Source organism: Maricaulis maris (assembly GCF_036322705.1).
Taxonomy (GTDB): domain Bacteria; phylum Pseudomonadota; class Alphaproteobacteria; order Caulobacterales; family Maricaulaceae; genus Maricaulis; species Maricaulis maris_B.
Genome location: NZ_AP027270.1, coordinates 2810150 through 2825537, shown reverse-complemented (window position 1 = coordinate 2825537; position 15388 = coordinate 2810150). Strand labels below are relative to the sequence as shown.

Sequence of the window (15388 nt, the reverse complement as noted above, 5' to 3'; positions counted from 1 at the left end):
GCGACAGCCATCAGGCTGCGGCGCTCGACTTGCGGGTTCTCAGCTGCTCTGCGCGCAGTGGATGGCCGAAATGCCAGCCTTGCAGGTATTCGAAGCCGAGCAGGCGCAGCATGGCGGCCTGCCCCTCGGTCTCGACCCCTTCGGCGACCATGTCGAGCGACAGGGCGTCGCCGAGCAGAGCGAGGGCCTGCAGCATCTTGTTGGGACCTTCGCCGCGGCCGATGGTCTGGACGAAGGACTTGTCGATCTTGATCTTCGAGAAGGGCAACATGTGGAGATAGCCCATTGAGGCAAAGCCGGTGCCGAAGTCGTCCAGATTGACCCGGAAACCGGCGTCATGGAGCTCCATGAGCCGCGCCTGTGCCTGATCAAAATCCTCAACCAGAACCGTCTCCGTCAGCTCGAACTCGACACTGGCCGACGTCATGCCGTGGGCCTGCAGTTCACGCAGGTAGCGTTCGCAGAGACGGCTGTCATTGAGCTGCGCCGGGGAGAGGTTGATCGAGACGGTGTAGGGGGCGCCGGGGCCGATCTCCTCGCAGACCGCGCGGACGACGAAATCCCCGAGCCGGCGGATCAGCTTGGAATCCTCGGCCACCGGGATGAAAACATCGGGCGGCACCGCGCCACGGGTCGGATGCTCCCAGCGGAGCAGGGCCTCGACCGACGCTGTGCTGCCATCGCAGGCGCGTGCGATCGGTTGATAGACGACGAAGAATTCGTTGCGATCCAGCCCGGCTTCGATGTCCGCTTCAAGGGCCCGCCGTGCATCGGCCTCGAGGCCAAGGCTGGCGTTGAAGACCAGCGGCTTGTCGAGCTGGTCGGATTTCGCGCGATACATGGCCAGGTCGGCGTCATGGATGAGTTGGCTGAACGGCTTGGGGTCTCCGCCTTCGCAGTGGGCAATCCCGATGGCCGCGCCAATCTCGAACTGCCGACCGTCGATCTCGAACGGGGTGGCGAGACTGTCGCCCAGGCTGCTGGCGATCTCCAGGGCCGCGCCGGCCTTGTCTTCACCAATCAGGGCGCAGGCAAATTCATCGCCCCCGATCCGCGCAATGTGAATGTCGTCAGCCACGGCTCCGCGGAAGCGGTGCGCCACACGGCGAATGACATCATCGCCGGCCCGGTGCCCGGCCTTGTCATTGACGGCCTTGAAGCCGTTCAGATCAATATAGATTACCGCGGCATCGCCGCGCTGGGCGGCCCGCGTCGCAGCCTCGCTCTCGATGAAACTGGTGAAGCCGAGCCGGTTCGGCAGTCCGCTCAGATTGTCTGTACCGGCCGCGATGATGGCGCGCTTCTCATTGCTGGAGGCATGGCGCGCCAGCGCCCGGGCCTTGAAGGCGATCAGCTGCGCGCCGGCAAAGAAGGCGAGGATGTAGGCGAGCAGCGGCACGAAGGCGAGACGCAAGGTGTCCAGCCCGGGGCGGGAGGCTTGCCAATCCAGCCATCCGATCAAATGGCCGTTATCATCCCGAACCTCGAGGCCATTGGCGTTTCGGGGCATGGCGGCGTCATGGAGGCTGACCTGTGAGACCAGAAAGACGTCTTCCAGCTCCGCCAGGAAGGTCTCGTCGATTGCAGTGCCGATAATCATGATCGGGTCGCGGGCCGGGTCTGTCAGGGCCGTGCGGTCATCGAATTCGCCAATGACCGACACCGAGGCGAGGTAGGCCTGCCCGTCGACTTTCAGAAAATGGGTGGCGATGAAGCGGTTCTCGTCATAGCCGTGCTCAAGGTCGGTGCGCAGGCCGCTGACGGCTTCGTGGGTCAGAAGATCGGTCCGGACCCGTTCACCGGATTCGCGATGCCAGGCCATGCTCCGCAAGTCGTCGGTACCGACGATCGCCACAAAGTCAAAGGCGCTGTGATCGGAGAAGGCCGAGGCCAGACTGTTGGTCAGTATGTCCTTGCGTTCGCCGTCCCAGAAGTCGCGCAGCTCGCCCCACCAGCCATAGTCAGCGACCCACGCCTCGTTCTGGCGGGAGGCCGCCTCGATGCCTGCGGTCAGCAGCTGGCGGTCATTCTGCGCCGCATTGCGGTTCAGGGCACCGACGAAGAAATAGATCGTCAGGACGGAGGCAATCAGACTCACCAGCGTCGCCACATTGATGTAGCGCCCCAAAGTGCTGTCGAGTGTCCGTACCATCCAGTCCACCTGTCGGTCGTGTTGGATGGAGGATGATGGCGGGAACAGGTAAAACTATCGTCAGCCGGGTCGCGGAATTTGAGCAAAATTGCAGCTAATGAGCGAGCAATTGATCATATTTCATGCATGATCCCGGTTTCTCTGACGCCTCTAGACGGCGTCATGCTCCGGCTTGGCATAGACAAATTGCCCGACATCGATGCGACCGGTCCGGAATCCGGCCTCGCAATAGGCGAGGTAGAATTGCCAGATCCGGTCAAAGCGGTCGTCGAAGCCCATCGCCTCGATATCCGGCCAGCTCGCGCGATAGGCCCGATGCCAGGCGGACAGGGTTCGGGCATAGCCGTCGGCGAACATCTTGCTGTCGATCGGAGCCAGGCCGGCCTCGACGGCCAGGGCTTCAAGGTGCGGAACGGGTGGCAGCATGCCGCCGGGGAAGACGTATTTCTGGATGAAGTCGACCGATGACTTGTAGTCCTCGAAATCGCTCTCGCGGATGGTGATGACCTGCAGCGCGGCGCGGCCTCCCGGCTTGAGACAGGCCTGAAGCTGGCGGAAATAGACCGGCCAGTGGGCTTCCCCGACGGCTTCAAACATCTCGATCGAGGCGATCGCATCGAAGTGCTCGTCGACATCCCGGTAGTCCTGAAGCCGCAGATCAGCCTGGTCCGACAGCCCCGCGGCCTCGAGCCGGGCCTGTGCGAAATCGAGTTGCTCCTTCGACAGGGTGAGCCCCGTGACGTGGCACCCGAAGTCGCGGATGGCGACCTCGGCAAATCCGCCCCAGCCGCACCCGATTTCGAGAATCCGGTCGCCGGGCTTGAGCTGCAGGCTCTCACAGATCCGGCGATATTTGCGGGCCTGGGCGTCGGCAAGGCTCTCATCATCGGCTTCATAGATCGCCGAGGAGTAGGTCATGCTTTCATCCAGCCACTGCTGATAGAAGGCGTTACCAAGATCATAGTGGAAGGAAATATTGCGGCGACTACCCCGACGCGTATTGGCGTTCATCCAGTGCTGCACCCGGGCGAGCAACCGGCTCGGGCCGCGATTGCCGCGCGCTGCTGAAACCTTGTCGAGTTCCTGGGCGAGCGCGGTCAGCAGCGCGGGCAGATTGGTGGTCCGCCACTCGTCATTCACGAAGCCTTCCGAGAAGCCGAGAACGCCACTCGCCGCGATCCGCAGCAAGGCATTCCAGCGATGGATTGTCCAGTCGGCGGCAGTCTCGGCCTGCTCCGGCCCGACCATGAAGCGATAGCCACCCGGCAACTCCACGCGCAGACGGAAGGATGTCAGGCCGGACAACGCGTTCGTGATCTGCTTCGCCGCAAAGGCCTGCAGGTATGACGGTTGACCCGCTCGGGCCTCACTCTTGTTACTGTACGCGTCCATCAATGCCTCCCCGGCATGGTGTCAATGGTCCCGCGACGAGGCGCAAACATCGTCAGCCCTTTCAGGCGCAATCTGAGCGCTTCCCACAGGATACCAAAAAAAATGCGAGCCGTATTGGTCGCGACAAGTCCGGCCGCGTGCCGCAGGGCGGCGGGCTCGAGCGGCTCCATCCGGGCCGTGTGAACGGCACTCAGGACGACCTCGCCCTCGCGGATGAACTGGATGCCCAGTCGATAACTGTCCTGGTCCCGGCCCAGACGGAACTGGTACTCGCCGTCCACCGGGTTGAAGGGTGAAACAAAGAACCGCTTGGACGTCTGGAAGCGCACGGCTTCATCTGCGTCGCCCTGCGCGCCAACCGGGAAGGCATAGGCACAGCGGCCATTGTGAAAATTGCTGACCTCGAAGATGAGGCCGATCAACTTGCCGCTCGGCGCATGGGCGAAAAACACCGAGACGGGATTGAAGGCCAGGCCGAGAATGCGTGGTGCCGCCAGGAGCTGGATGCGTCCGACCGGCTCGTTCAGGCCGGCCTCCCTGAGGCGCGTCTCGACCCACTCGCGCAACGGTCTGTCGCCCGGCCCGTAGTCCCGGGTTTGCAGGCTTACCAGGGCCGGTCGATTGAAGCCGAACACCCAGCCGCGTGATGGCGGTGCCTCCGGCCCGTCGATATCGAGCAGCACGGAGGCCATTCGATAGCGCAGGCTGTGATGCCGGGGCGTGCGTCGGGTGTGTCCGACCTGGCCGACAAGGAGGGAGGCGGGGCAAGGTTTCATTCTGCGGCGACTGCGACCTGTTCCGTTGCGCCAGCGCCCTTGTGCTCGGGCCAGGCGATGCGGGCATTCATCTCCGCGTGTGACCAGCCTCGCGCCGGGGCGCCAAGCGCTTCAGCGACCAGCAGGCCGGACTGCAAACCGTCTTCGTGGAAGCCTGATCCGAGCCAAGCGCCACAATACCACAAACCGCCACGACCCTGAATGGCACCGATCGCGGACTGGGCGTCGATCGCGGCCCGGTCGAAGACTGGATGGTCATACTGGTCGGTACGCAGGATACGCTCCGGATCGATTTCGGTCTGGGGATTGAGGGTGACCAGGACCGGGGTCTCGACCGGCAGCGGCTGCAGGCGATTCATCCAGTAGGTCAGGCTGATCTCATTGGTGTCGCCACGACGACGCTCGAGATAGTTCCAGCTCGCCCAGGCCGAGCGCCGCCGCGGCATAAGCCGGGTATCCGTATGAAGGACAGCCGTATTGGGCCGGTAGCGGATGGCGGATAGCAGCGCCGTCTCCTCGGCATCGGCGTCGGCGACCATGGCCAGGGCCTGGTCGGAATGACAGGCCATCACGACGTCGTCGAAAACCGCCGTGCTGCCATCGCCAAGTGTCAGCGACACGCCATCGGCGGTTCGGGTGATGGCGCGGACCGGCGCGTTCAGCGCGATCGTGCCCTTGATCGCGTCGGCCAGGGCACGGACATAGGACTGGCTGCCTCCGGCAATGGTCCGCCAGAGCGGCCGGTCGGTGAGTTGCAAAAGGCCGTGATTGAGGAAGAAGCGGAAAAAGGCACCGGCCGGGAAGCCGCGCATCTGGTCAACCGGGGACGACCAGATGGCTGCGCACATCGGCAGGATGTGGTCCTCGCGGAAGGCCCGCGAATAGCCTTTCTGCTGAAGGAACTCGTCGAGCGTCAGGGTGGTCTCGGCGCTGTCGGGTTCGCGGGCATGGCGGTTGAGGCGCAGGATGTCGGCGATCATGCGCCACATGCGCGGGCGTAGCAGGTTGCGGCGCTGTGCGAACAGGCCGGACGGGTTGGAGGAGTATTCGAATCCGCCATTGCCGATGGAGGCCGCGAACGACATGTCGCTCTCCGCGGTCTCGACGCCTAGCTGGTCCAGCATTTCAATGAAGTTCGGATAGTTTTTCGGGTTATAGACGATGAAACCCGTGTCGACGCCGAATTCCGTTCCCTCGAGGGTGATCCGGGCCGTGTTGGCGTGACCACCGAGACGGTCAGCGGCCTCGAAGAGTGTCACTTCATGGTTCTGCGACAGGCGCCACGCGGCGCTCAGGCCGGCTATGCCGGAACCGATGATGGCGATGCGGCGATGGGTCTCATTGGACATGCAGGGTCTCGCGTCTGAAATTCCGGCGTCTCGTGAACACAGGTACGCATCGCAGACACCGACGGATCACAGACGTACGCGCGCAGTACATAAAGTCAGAGGTGCCTGTTTGCCGGTCTCGACAGCGAAGTGATCCGCTGGCCACCTGTCTTCGTATGGCAAAGCATGTACGCTGCAGCCCAGATATCCATTCGTCCGGCTCAGGCCCGGGCAAACCACCCGGGGAAGGGGCGCATGACGGATCTGACTGACCGGCCGATCGCTTCGGTCGAAAGCCGGAAATTGTCTGATCTGCTCGTGCAGGTGGGGCAGTCGCGTGACCGCGCGGCGTTCCGCGTGCTGTTCGACCATTTTGCGCCGCGGATCCGGGCCTTCCTGTTGAACCGCCGGCTCACACCGGCGCTGGCCGATGATCTCACCCAGGACGTCATGCTGGCGATCTGGCGTCGGGCAAGTGGCTACGATCCCGCGAAGGCCGGCGCGTCGACATGGATCTACACCATTGCGCGCAATCAGCACATCGACCATTTCCGCAAGGTCCAGCGGGCCAGCCGGATGGACGAGACAGATCCGTCCCTGCAGCCCGTGCCGACGCCGGCTGCGGACGATCTGTTCGAGCAGGCCGAGGCCGCCGACACGGTCGGGCTGGCGCTGCAAACCCTTTCACCTGACCAGCGTCAGGTGGTGGATATGGCTTTCACAGAAGGCCTCTCCCACAGCGAAATCGCCGAGCGACTTGAATTGCCGCTCGGTACTGTCAAATCACGCATACGGCTCGCCATGGGCAAGCTGAAAACTACCCTTGGAGACATGGCATGACCCAACGCGGTCACGTACTCGACGACGCTTGGTATCTGGATTACGCCGCCGGTTCGCTGGTGAGCGAGGCTGAGCGTGTGCTGGTACGTTCACATATTGAACTGAACACGGAAGCCGAGGACCGGATTGCCCGCCTCGACACGATTGGCGGTGCCTTGCTGGATCAGCTGCCGGTTGGTGAGCCGCTGCCGTTCAGCGCTGACGAGCTTCTGGCCCTGGCCGACACGGATGTCGATGCCGATGTCGAAACCCGCGATGATGTGGCGGCGCTGCCCCGTGCGCTGGATGGCGTCGACCTGCCACCAGCCCTCGCGAGCTATCTGATGCGCACCGGCGTCAAGGTGAAGTGGGAGTTTCTCGGCCCGGGACTGCGCAAGGCGATCCTGTGGCGTGGCGAGGATGATACCCGCCTTTGGTTGCTCAAGGCCGAGCCGGGTGTTTCCATTCCGCATCATGGTCACAAGGGATCCGAGCTGACCTTGGTGCTCAAGGGCAGCTTCTGGGATGGCGACCAGGAATATCGCCGCGGCGATGTCGAGGAAGCGCATCCCGATATCGAGCATGATATCCGGATCGGCGAGAATGGCGTCTGCGTCTGCCTCGCACTGACCCAGGGCAAGCTTCGCTTCGACGACCCACTGCTGCGGGCCTTTCAGGTCTTCACCGGTCTTTGATCTCGTCCTGACCCGGGCATCCGCGAAACGCGCTGAATGACGAAGGCGGGTGCGGGCGAAGTGCGTTTGCGCTACCATCACGGATCACGGGGTTTGCGCAGGTGCCGGGGTGACCGTCAGCATGAGTGTGAAGACACGGGCGAACAAACAGTCCGGTGCAACGATCAAGGATGTTGCCAGCGCAGCTGGCGTGTCCGCGATGACGGTCTCGCGGGTTCTGAACGCCGAGCCGAATGTGCGTCCGGCCACGCGCGAGCGGGTACAGGCCGCCATTCGGGACCTCAATTACCGCCCCAATCTCTCGGCCCGAAACCTGGCCCGGGCGAATGCCTATTTCATCGGGCTGCTCTATGATAATCCGAGCGCCGGCTATATCAGCGAGCTCCTGATCGGGGCGCTGAACCGGTGCCGTGCCTCGGGCTACCATCTGGTGCTGGAAAGCTGTGGGGCCGCTGGCGAGGACTGGGCCAGCCAGATCGCCGCGATGCTGCAGACCTCGAATTTTGACGGAATCATCATGCCGCCACCGGTCTGCGACCTTCCCGAGGTCCTGGATGCAGTCACGGCGGCAGGTATTCCCTATGTGCGGATTTCGCCTGACACAGATCCGGATCGTGCGCCTTGCATCCTGACCGATGACCGCGCCGCGGCGCGCCGCATGACCGAATATCTCATCGCTCTCGGGCATACCCGTATCGGCTTTATTCTCGGTCCCGAAGCGCACGGGGCGAGCCGCGAGCGGCAAGCGGGTTTCCTCGAGGGCCTTCAAGCGCACGGCCTGACGGCCGATCCGGCCCTCATTGTGCCCGGTGCCTTTACCTACCGGTCCGGTCTCGACGCGGCAGAGACGCTGCTCTCGCTGCCGACGCGACCGACGGCGATCTTTGCTTCCAATGACGACATGGCGGTGGCGGTGATCGCGCTGGCCCACAAGCATGCGCTCGATGTCCCGCGTGATCTGACGGTTGTCGGCTTTGATGATACCCAGACCGCGACGGCGATCTGGCCGCAACTGACCACCGTCAGGCAGCCGATCTCTGACATGTCGAGTGCCGCGATCGACCTGCTGGCCAGCCATCTTGATGGCGATACCGAGGCCGGGGCCCGTCACGAAATCCGATCCGAGATCATCATCCGGGACTCATCCGCCGCGCCAGCGGTTTAGGGAAAATTAGTGGCCAGACGCAAATAGTCGCGTTGAAGCAAAGCTGTCCGGACGGGTCTTGAACCACGGTCGGCGACCGGGGAGATGTAAATTGAATAGCTGGCAAGACCATCCGGCGATCGACCTGCCCATGGTGCGCACCCTGGTGAACGCGGTCGGCGTCGATGCGTTCGATGGCATGCGCGGACAATTCGTCGATGATCTGAAAAACCTCGTCGTGGCCTACAAGGCTGCTTACGCCCGGTCCGATACGGACGAGGCGCGGGCGGCAGCCCATGGCCTCAAGGGCGCGGCCGGCAATATCGGCCTGGTCCGGCTCAGCATGATCGCGTCAGCGCTTGAAAAAGACCCGACAGATCCGGGCCGTGATCTCGATATCATCCTCGACGAGTCGATTGCGCACTTGGTGGCCGCTTCATGAGGCGCGACCGCATGGTCGCAGCCTGAAACGGCGCTGACAGGATCCGACAGGAGGACCCCTATGGAATACAGCAGCGAGACGCGGGGCGACCGTTATGTGGTCACGATCGGGGGGGTGCTCACTTTCGACGACTATGACGCCTTTCGACAGGTCATCGCCGAGATCGTGGCCTGCACGCCCGACACCGTCGAGCTGTCACTGACGGGTGCCAAGATGATCGACTCGGCCGGGATCGGCATGCTCCTGCTCGCCAATGACAAGGCTGGCAAGGCGGGCAAGACGCTCCGCTTGTCCGGGCTCAAGGGGCATGTCGCCAAAGTGGTGGAGCTGGCACGGATCGACCAGCTCATCCAGATTGATTGATCGCGATGACTGATCTCGCGGCGCAAGCACGACAAGTCGTGGCGATCGACCCGGCGACGATCCTGGTCGTTGATGACGTTGCGGCGCTGCGCCTGTTGATCGGCGGCATTCTCAAGGCCGCAGGCTTTCACAACATCATCTTTGCCGCTGACGGGGTCGAGGCGATCGCCCTCATCGAGGCGACCCCGGTTGACATGATCGTGCTCGATATCATGATGCCGCGCATGGACGGGTTCGAGGTCTGCCGGCAGGTCCGCGGCCGGCTGGGTCTCGATGTCCCGATCCTGATCCAGTCCGGTCTCGAGGATGCCGATGAGCGGGCCACGGCCTTCGATGCCGGCGCATCCGACATCGTCTCGAAGCCCATCCATGCGCACGAGATTGTCTCGCGGGTGCGCCTGCACCTCGAACGACGGCGCATGATCGACCGTTTGCAACTCTATCAACGGCGGATGGAAGAGGAGTTGCGGGCCGCCGAGGCGATGCAGATGTCGCTTCTCAAATCGCCCGAAGCGGTCGCGGAGATTGCCGAGCCGCGGGGCGCGAGCCTGACAACCTTCTATCAGGCATCGAACCAGCTGGGGGGCGACCTGTGGCAGGTCTTCGAGATCGATGCGAGCCGCTTCGGCCTCTTCATGGTTGATCTGTCCGGCCACGGGGTCGCCGCAGCGATCAATGCCTTCCGGCTGCACCTGCTTGCCGAAACGCTTGATCAGCATCGATCCGCTCCCGGCCGTTGGCTGGCGGCCCTCAATGACCATCTTTACCAGATGCTGCCGGTCGAGCATTTCGCGACGGCCTTCTACGCCGTGGTCGATATTGCCAATGGTCGCGTCGAATACGCCGCCGCAGGCTCGCCGCCTCCGATCGTCCTGGAAGCGGACGGTGGCTGGCGCGCCCTCGATGGTGGCGGGTTGCTGCTCGGCTGCGTCGCCGGCATCCAATACGAGACCTATCAGAAAGGGATTGTTCCGGGTGACCGCATCCTGCTGTACAGCGACGCGCTCTATGAGAACTTCGACGATCCCGCCCAGTCCCTGCAGCAGTCCGATCTCGCGGAACTGGCCCGCTCCGTCCTGCAATCGGTGTCCGGGGCCGCTTTCCATCAAGCCCTCGTCGACCGAGTGTTTGAGGATGAGGCGGCGCAGCGCCGCGATGATCTCACCCTGATGCTTCTGGAGGTGCCCGGAGATGGCTAGCGAGCGTCCGCAGAAAGTGGTCAAGGACGGGATATGGATCCGTCTCGCCAAAGGTCCATTGGCCGAGGCTGTTCACGCCTATCTGGCCGAGACATTTCAGGACGCCATCGTTACCTCTGCAACGCTTCCGGACGAGACCACGCTCGGGCTGGTCATTGTCGACGATGAACATCGCGACCACCTGGTCCGCGCCACAGCCCACAATGCCGGCGCCCTGCAGGTCATTCATTTTACCGCTGACACCTCGACCGACTCGCGGGCTGATTTTGTCCTGCCGGCAGATGTCGATATCGGGTCGGTCAGATCCGTTCTCCGGGCGGCCAAGGAGTTTCACGACCAGGTCATGACGCTGAAGGCCGAGGTCGCACGCCGGAAGTCGGCGATCGGCACCATCATGACCGGCCAGTTCGTCCTGCGCACGCTTGATGAGGCCCGCAATCTGGCAACCATGATCGCGCTGGCCTGTCCGAATTCCGATCTGGTGGCGATCGGGCTCCAGGAGCTGCTGATCAATGCTGTCGAGCACGGAAATCTCGAGATCGACGCCGCCATGAAGCAGGAGCTTCTCATGGCCGGCCGCTGGCGCGACGAGATTGAGGCCCGCCTGCGGGATCCGGAGTATTCAGACCGTGTTGTGATCGTCACCTTCCAGCGCAGCGAGCGCATCATCTCGATGACGGTCCAGGATGAAGGGGCCGGGTTTGATCATGCCGGTCACCTCGCATCGAACGCACCGACCGAAGGCTATCGCGGACGCGGTATAACCATGGCCCGGGACCTGTCCTTTACCTCGCTGACCTATCACGGAGCCGGCAATCTTGTAGAGGCGACCATCCTGATTGACGCCGAGAACGCCTCAGTCAATTAAGGTCGGCCGGACCGTTTTTTCTTGACTAGAGAAAGTCTCGCGTTACCCCTGATTTGAGCTGTGGTGTTGAATCAGGCGATGTGCCTGTGCGCTGTGGCGCTGGAGGGTGGGATTAATGTCCAGAGCAGTGATGAGTATTTGTGCGGCGATCGCCTTTACTGGTGGTGGCTATGCGCAGGATCCCAATCTTCCGCCACATTTCGGCGCCGTGGAAATCAGGACGGCGTGGGAAATGGATCCCTTTCTGGTCGATATCCAGTCAGGCGGGCCGATCCAGGCCAGCACGATATCACCCGCTTGCCAGGGATGGATTGCCGACAAGCCGGACTATGCGATCTATTTTTCCAGCGCCGCTATCTGGGATGTCACCATCAGTGCCATCTCGGAGGCTGATACGACCCTCGTCGTACATTCACCGGCGGGGTGGTCGTGTGATGATGACAGCGGCGAGGGTCTGAACCCCCAGGTCGTGATCGCCAACCCGCCCTCGGGCCGCTATTCGATCTGGATCGGATCTTATCGTCAGGGCGACTATGCAGACGCGAGGCTGGCTTTTTCCGAGCACGGCTTTACCCGGTCCAATCAGCGCCGTGTGCGGGCTCCGGACCTGAACGCTGAACAGTCCCGGGAGGCGGCGCGTCTCCTCATGGAGAGCTGGCGCGGTCCGAATTGATCCCGCGCCTCGTCCGGCTGGCTGTTAGCTTTGGCTGCCAGCTGTTCGTTCGCGGCAGACTTCGAATATTTGTGCGTTCAGCCTTGGTTCACCCGCGAAACCCGTTAATCTGGTCCAGACCAGAGGTGATTACCGGAACGCAGGGGCGTTTCCCACTGTCTGGGGGGAGGGGAATGTTATGAAAACCCAAATCTTCATGAGTGTCTGCGCCGTTGCGCTCTTGGCCGGCACAGCAACAGCCCAGGACATCTCGGCACCGGCGAGCTATGGCTCCGTGAACCTGAGCTCCGGTTTCACGCCTGATCCATACAATGTGACGCTGACCTCTGGCGGTCAGATCCGGGCCAGCAACATCTCCAGCTCGTGCCGCGGCTGGATCGCCAATGCGCCTGATTTTTCGGTCTATTACGAGGCCGGCAACATGTTCGACCTGACCATCGGCTCGGTCGCCAGCTCGGACACGACGCTGGTCGTCAACGGTCCCTACGGCAACTGGTATTGCGATGATGACAGCGGCGAAGGCCTCAATCCGAGCCTGACCTTCTCCAACCCGCAGTCCGGTCGCTACGACATCTGGGTCGGATCCTATTCAGAGGGCGATTACGCCCAGGCGACGCTGTCCATCTCCGAGCTTGGGATGGCCGGTGGCCAGCCCTCCGGTGGATATGGCGGCGGCATCGACTGGTCGCTCCCGGCGAACTACGGATCTGCCAACCTGCGCGGTGGCTTCACGCCGGATCCGTATCGCGTCAGCATCGTGTCCGGTGGCAGCTACCGGGCGTCCAGCGTCCGTGGCGACTGCGCCGGCTGGGTCTCGGGTGCGCCTGATTTCGAGCTGAACTTCACGGCGGGCTCCCTGCCGCTCATCCTGTCGGCGGCGTCCAGTTCTGACACGACGATCCTCGTCAATGACCCGAACGGCAACTGGTATTGCAATGATGATGGCGGCAATGCCGGGCTCAACCCGTCGCTGACCTTCGGCAATCCGACATCCGGCACCTACGACATCTGGATCGGCTCCTACAGCCAGGGTCAGAACGCCCAGGCGTCACTGTCGATCTCCGAGCTCTACAGCGAGTAATCGCGCGCTCGAGGGCACAGCAAGGGCGGCCGGTTTCCACCGGCCGCCCTTTTGCCATGGGCCGTTCCGGTTTAAGGAGTCGGCGGTCAGAAACGGACGGGTTCATCATGCGTATCTCACTGGGTATCATCGCGCTGATCATTGTCGGGATCATCGGCTTCGTCTTCGTCATCCTGCCGGCCCGGATTGATGCCGGGATGAACCTGGTCACCCCGCACGAGCCCTATGTGATCAGCGAGGAGGCCGAAGCCCTTCATACAACGCTGCGGGTCTCCGATCTGCACTCCGACATGCTTCTGTGGATGCGCGACCCGACGCGCTGGAATGATCGCGGCCATACCGATCTGCCGCGCCTGCGGGCCGGGGGTGTCGCGCTCCAGGTCTTCTCGAGTGTAACCAAGACCCCGTCCGGCCAGAATTATGACAGCAATACCGCCGACAGCGACGATATTACCGCGCTCGCGATCGTTCAGCGCTGGCCGATGCGGACCTGGGACTCGATCCTTGAACGCGCGCTCTATCATGCCGAGCGCCTGAACCGGCTGGCGGCGCGTGATGACAGTTTCACGGTCGTCCGGACCCGGGGCGACCTGGAGGCCGTGCTGGCTGCGCGCGAGACCGACCCCACCGCGATGGCCGGCCTGCTCGAGACCGAGGGCGCGCATCCGCTCGAGGGCGAGATCGGCAATGTCGATGCGCTCTGGGATGCCGGCTACCGGATGCTGGGTCTTCAGCACTTTTTCGACAATGCGCTCGGAGGCTCGCTGCACGGCGTGTCGAATGCCGGCCTGACCGATTTCGGTCGCGACGTGATCCGCCGCATGGACGAACGCGGCCTGATCATCGACGTCGCCCATTCCTCGCCGCAGGTCGTCGAGGACGTGCTGGCCATGACCGACAGTCCGCTGGTGGTCTCCCACACCGGCGTGCACGGCCATTGCGAGGTCAAGCGCAACATCCCCGACGCGCTGATGCAGCGCATCGCCGCCGGCGGCGGGCTGATCGGCATCGGTTTCTGGGCCGATGTGACCTGTGACGACAGCCCCGAAGGCGTCGCCGCCACCCTGCTGGCCGCCATCGACCTGGTCGGCATCGACCATGTCGCCCTCGGCTCGGACTATGACGGCACCGTCACCACCACCTTCGACGCCTCCGAATACGCCGTCCTCACCGACCGCCTGCTGGCCGCGGGCCTGAGCGAAAGCGAGATCCGCCAGGTCATGGGGGAGAATACGATCCGGTTCTTTCTGGAGAATTTGCCGGGGTAGGGGGTGGGTTGTGGGGTCGGCTTGATCCCGGAGGGGGCTTTCGGCGATATCGAAAATATGGTGCCCAGGAGAGGATAGCGCCGCGTTCGAGACGGTCTTAATAGCGCAATTATATCAGCATGTTAAGGTCTAGAAAAACGCTGGGTGCAATGGCTCTGGATGGAAACTTTGTGCATGAAGACGTCTCGTCACTTGCACCCGCGTCTGAGATCCCCCCATCTTTACTCCCTTGGAGGCGTGGCAGAGCGGTCGATTGCGCCGGCCTGATACGCCGCCCGTAGTGACGAATAATCCGGTAGACCCCTCGGGGTTTCGTGGGTTCAAATCCCACCGCCTCCACCAACGGCTTAAGCTACGGGCGGCACCTTAGTAGGCGGTTCGGTTTTGTTTCAAAAATCCGAGCACTTATAATCATATACGCGTGTTCCGTCTTCCCCCGCACCCCCTTACTCAATCTCGCGAACCCAGCTAGCCGCAGCTTCCCAGCTTGGCCGAGCCGGTCTGTGGTTGGCTCCCGGTGGGGCCACCGCATATGCCTTGAACTGGCCGGGTGCGGCATGGCGACTGCGTTGAGCCGCCTTCCCTCCGAGCGTGATCACCCGCGCCCTAGGCAGTAGTTCCAGCTGAGCTGATAGGTGGGTCTCCGCACAAGTCCGATCAGAGCATGAACCCAGTTCCTCATCGAGCGAGCAGAGCCGGCTCTCAGTCAGCCAGACCTTCCGCAGCTGATCATCAAACGCCATGCCGGGGAACGCCATGTCGATCAGCTCGCGGGTGTTGCGATGCATCAGGTCCTGCCCGTACGCGAAGGCCGAGTATGCGTGGCTGATCACTGCTTCGATGAAGTCGTCGCTAGTCTGGCAGGCGGAGTATGCCTCTCCGTCGTGCGGCGCGCCCGGTTCGGCGAACACCAACACCATCTCGACTTCTTCAAGGACGCCTGTGGCGCCGAGGAAGCCCCTCGGCACATGACCTGCCTGTGGGTCCCAACGCGCTTGGGGACAGACACCGAAGTTTCGACAGGGCTCATAGAGCGTCGCGAGTAGCTCCATCATCGTTGGATTCGGCAGTTGCATGATCCCGTTCCTCCCGGTCAGAGGCCTAGCACACCTGCTGCGCACCTTGGGGATTCAATAGATCTTGCCCCAGTGACGCCGCTGAACAACGTCCTGTATCCACTTGGCCGCA

The 15388-nt window shown here is 62.8% G+C and carries 15 protein-coding genes and 1 tRNA gene; 11 read left to right on the top strand and 5 right to left on the bottom strand.

Annotated features, from left to right (window positions below; all coding sequences use genetic code 11):
* Positions 1-10 precede the first annotated feature (10 nt).
* From AAA969_RS13420 to AAA969_RS13405, 4 genes are all read right to left on the bottom strand, one after another.
* Complete coding sequence (locus AAA969_RS13420) at positions 11-2152, bottom strand: putative bifunctional diguanylate cyclase/phosphodiesterase (RefSeq protein WP_338246560.1); 2142 nt, start codon at positions 2150-2152, stop codon at positions 11-13.
* Positions 2153-2302: 150 nt separating this feature from the next.
* Entirely contained in the window at positions 2303-3544 is a 1242-nt protein-coding gene (locus AAA969_RS13415) for an SAM-dependent methyltransferase (RefSeq protein WP_338246559.1), read from the bottom strand.
* Positions 3544-4320 (bottom strand): DUF1365 domain-containing protein, encoded by a 777-nt coding sequence (locus AAA969_RS13410; protein ID WP_338246558.1) that lies wholly within the window; start codon positions 4318-4320, stop codon positions 3544-3546. The genes AAA969_RS13415 and AAA969_RS13410 overlap by 1 nt, the downstream gene beginning before the upstream one ends.
* Positions 4317-5669, bottom strand: a complete 1353-nt coding sequence (locus AAA969_RS13405) for an NAD(P)/FAD-dependent oxidoreductase (protein WP_338246557.1) — start codon at positions 5667-5669, stop codon at positions 4317-4319. Before AAA969_RS13405 ends, AAA969_RS13410 begins: the two co-directional genes overlap by 4 nt.
* Positions 5670-5798: 129 nt before the next feature.
* On the opposite strand from AAA969_RS13405, the gene AAA969_RS13400 reads away from it, so the two are divergent.
* From AAA969_RS13400 to AAA969_RS13350, 11 genes are all read left to right on the top strand, one after another.
* On the top strand, positions 5799-6488 hold the full coding sequence (locus AAA969_RS13400; protein ID WP_338246556.1) for a sigma-70 family RNA polymerase sigma factor: 690 nt from the start codon (positions 5799-5801) through the stop codon (positions 6486-6488).
* Positions 6485-7162, top strand: a complete 678-nt coding sequence (locus AAA969_RS13395) for a ChrR family anti-sigma-E factor (protein ID WP_338246555.1) — start codon at positions 6485-6487, stop codon at positions 7160-7162. Before AAA969_RS13400 ends, AAA969_RS13395 begins: the two co-directional genes overlap by 4 nt.
* A 121-nt stretch (positions 7163-7283) precedes the next feature.
* On the top strand, positions 7284-8327 hold the full coding sequence (locus tag AAA969_RS13390; protein WP_338246554.1) for a LacI family DNA-binding transcriptional regulator: 1044 nt from the start codon (positions 7284-7286) through the stop codon (positions 8325-8327).
* Positions 8328-8418: 91 nt separating this feature from the next.
* On the top strand, positions 8419-8748 hold the full coding sequence (locus tag AAA969_RS13385) for an Hpt domain-containing protein (RefSeq protein ID WP_338246553.1): 330 nt from the start codon (positions 8419-8421) through the stop codon (positions 8746-8748).
* A 60-nt stretch (positions 8749-8808) separates the two neighbouring features.
* Positions 8809-9111 (top strand): STAS domain-containing protein, encoded by a 303-nt coding sequence (locus tag AAA969_RS13380; protein ID WP_338246552.1) that lies wholly within the window; start codon positions 8809-8811, stop codon positions 9109-9111.
* A 5-nt stretch (positions 9112-9116) separates the two neighbouring features.
* A complete protein-coding gene (locus tag AAA969_RS13375) occupies positions 9117-10310 on the top strand; it encodes a fused response regulator/phosphatase (RefSeq protein ID WP_338246551.1) in 1194 nt (397 codons plus the stop codon).
* On the top strand, positions 10303-11178 hold the full coding sequence (locus AAA969_RS13370) for an ATP-binding protein (RefSeq protein WP_338246550.1): 876 nt from the start codon (positions 10303-10305) through the stop codon (positions 11176-11178). Before AAA969_RS13375 ends, AAA969_RS13370 begins: the two co-directional genes overlap by 8 nt.
* Positions 11179-11308: 130 nt before the next feature.
* A complete protein-coding gene (locus AAA969_RS13365) occupies positions 11309-11851 on the top strand; it encodes a peptidase S1 (protein WP_338246549.1) in 543 nt (180 codons plus the stop codon).
* 178 nt (positions 11852-12029) lie between these two features.
* Entirely contained in the window at positions 12030-12932 is a 903-nt protein-coding gene (locus AAA969_RS13360) for a hypothetical protein (RefSeq protein WP_338246548.1), read from the top strand.
* Between the two features lie 107 nt (positions 12933-13039).
* Positions 13040-14200 (top strand): dipeptidase, encoded by a 1161-nt coding sequence (locus tag AAA969_RS13355; RefSeq protein WP_338246547.1) that lies wholly within the window; start codon positions 13040-13042, stop codon positions 14198-14200.
* Positions 14201-14431: 231 nt separating this feature from the next.
* Positions 14432-14542 (top strand) — tRNA-OTHER (locus AAA969_RS13350).
* A 104-nt stretch (positions 14543-14646) separates the two neighbouring features.
* Here the strand turns inward: AAA969_RS13350 and AAA969_RS13345 are convergent.
* Positions 14647-15276, bottom strand: coding sequence for a hypothetical protein (locus AAA969_RS13345; protein ID WP_338246546.1), 630 nt, complete (start codon positions 15274-15276; stop codon positions 14647-14649).
* Positions 15277-15388 lie beyond the last annotated feature (112 nt).

Coding starts and splice junctions, on each gene's coding strand:
- AAA969_RS13380 (WP_338246552.1), top strand. CDS start 8,809: ATGGAATACAGCAGCGAGACGCGGGGCGACCGTTATGTGGTCACGATC.
- AAA969_RS13345 (WP_338246546.1), bottom strand. CDS start 15,276: ATGCAACTGCCGAATCCAACGATGATGGAGCTACTCGCGACGCTCTAT.
- AAA969_RS13395 (WP_338246555.1), top strand. CDS start 6,485: ATGACCCAACGCGGTCACGTACTCGACGACGCTTGGTATCTGGATTAC.
- AAA969_RS13355 (WP_338246547.1), top strand. CDS start 13,040: ATGCGTATCTCACTGGGTATCATCGCGCTGATCATTGTCGGGATCATC.
- AAA969_RS13420 (WP_338246560.1), bottom strand. CDS start 2,152: ATGGTACGGACACTCGACAGCACTTTGGGGCGCTACATCAATGTGGCG.
- AAA969_RS13390 (WP_338246554.1), top strand. CDS start 7,284: ATGAGTGTGAAGACACGGGCGAACAAACAGTCCGGTGCAACGATCAAG.
- AAA969_RS13370 (WP_338246550.1), top strand. CDS start 10,303: ATGGCTAGCGAGCGTCCGCAGAAAGTGGTCAAGGACGGGATATGGATC.
- AAA969_RS13405 (WP_338246557.1), bottom strand. CDS start 5,669: ATGTCCAATGAGACCCATCGCCGCATCGCCATCATCGGTTCCGGCATA.
- AAA969_RS13375 (WP_338246551.1), top strand. CDS start 9,117: ATGACTGATCTCGCGGCGCAAGCACGACAAGTCGTGGCGATCGACCCG.
- AAA969_RS13410 (WP_338246558.1), bottom strand. CDS start 4,320: ATGAAACCTTGCCCCGCCTCCCTCCTTGTCGGCCAGGTCGGACACACC.
- AAA969_RS13365 (WP_338246549.1), top strand. CDS start 11,309: ATGAGTATTTGTGCGGCGATCGCCTTTACTGGTGGTGGCTATGCGCAG.
- AAA969_RS13415 (WP_338246559.1), bottom strand. CDS start 3,544: ATGGACGCGTACAGTAACAAGAGTGAGGCCCGAGCGGGTCAACCGTCA.
- AAA969_RS13360 (WP_338246548.1), top strand. CDS start 12,030: ATGAAAACCCAAATCTTCATGAGTGTCTGCGCCGTTGCGCTCTTGGCC.